At 76.1% G+C, this 1,033-nt stretch carries 1 protein-coding gene; it reads left to right on the top strand.

Features of this window, described 5'->3' with window-relative positions; genetic code table 11:
* Window positions 1-66: 66 nt before the first annotated feature.
* Complete coding sequence (locus ACFWP3_RS42020; protein ID WP_384232232.1) at window positions 67-828, top strand: sirohydrochlorin chelatase; 762 nt, start codon at window positions 67-69, stop codon at window positions 826-828.
* Window positions 829-1,033 lie beyond the last annotated feature (205 nt).

Below are 1,033 nucleotides of genomic sequence, written 5' to 3'. Positions count from 1 at the left end.
CCTCATCTTCAGCCCCCTCGAACGCCGGGTCCTGCGCACCCGCGGCCTCCTGGTCAAGTGAGTCCCGTGTCCCGCGCACCCGCCCTGCTCGTCATCGCCCACGGCAGCCGCGACCCGCGGCACGCGGCGACCGTGCACGCCCTCACCGGGCGCGTGCGGGCGCTGCGGCCGGGGCTGCGCGTCGAGACGGCCTTCCTGGACTTCAACACCCCGACGGTGAGCCAGGTCCTGTCGTCGCTCTACCTGTCCGGGGTACGGGAGGTGGTCGCGCTGCCGCTCCTCCTCACCCGGGCCTTCCACGCGAAGTCCGACGTCCCCGCGGCGCTGGCCGAGTCGGCGGCGCGGCTGCCGGGGCTGTCGGTGCGCGTGGCCGACGTCCTCGGGCCCTCGCCGCTCCTGCTGTCGGCGCTCGACCGCCGGCTGGCCGAGGCCGGACTCACCCCGGCGGACCGCTCCACCACCGCGGTGGTGCTCGCGTCCGCCGGATCCACAGACCCGGAGGCGATCGCAGCGATCGCTGAAACCGCGCGGGAGTGGCGGCGCACCGGTTGGTGTGCCGTGCGGCCTGCGTTCGCCTCCGCTGCCCTTCCCCGTACGGAGGACGCCGTACGGGCCCTGCGTGCGGAGGGCTTCGCACGGGTGGCGGTGGCGCCGTACGTCATCGCCCCCGGGCGGCTGCCGGACCGGATCGCGGCGGGGGCGGAGGCCGCGGGCGCGGATGTCGTGGCCGGTGTCCTCGGCCCGGCCCCGGAACTGGCCCGCCTGCTGCTGCGCCGCTTCGACACCGCGGCCGCCGCCCCGGCCAGGCTCCCGGCCCTGACGGCCTGACCCCCGTCTCCTGGGGCTCCGCCCCAGACCCCGCGCCTCAAACGCCGGCGAGGCTGGTTTTGGCTGATGCCGCCTGCCAAGTGCCGCCTGCCAAGCGCGGCTGGATTGCCCGCAGGCCAAATCCAGCCCCAGCCAGGCATAATCCAGCCCCGCCGGCGATTGACGCGCGGGGTCTGGGGCGGAGCCCCGGTCTTTGAGCCGCGCC

The organism is Streptomyces sp. NPDC058525 (genome assembly GCF_042719495.1).
Classification (GTDB): Bacteria; Actinomycetota; Actinomycetes; order Streptomycetales; family Streptomycetaceae; genus Streptomyces.
This window is presented reverse-complemented; position numbering and strand designations above follow the sequence as displayed.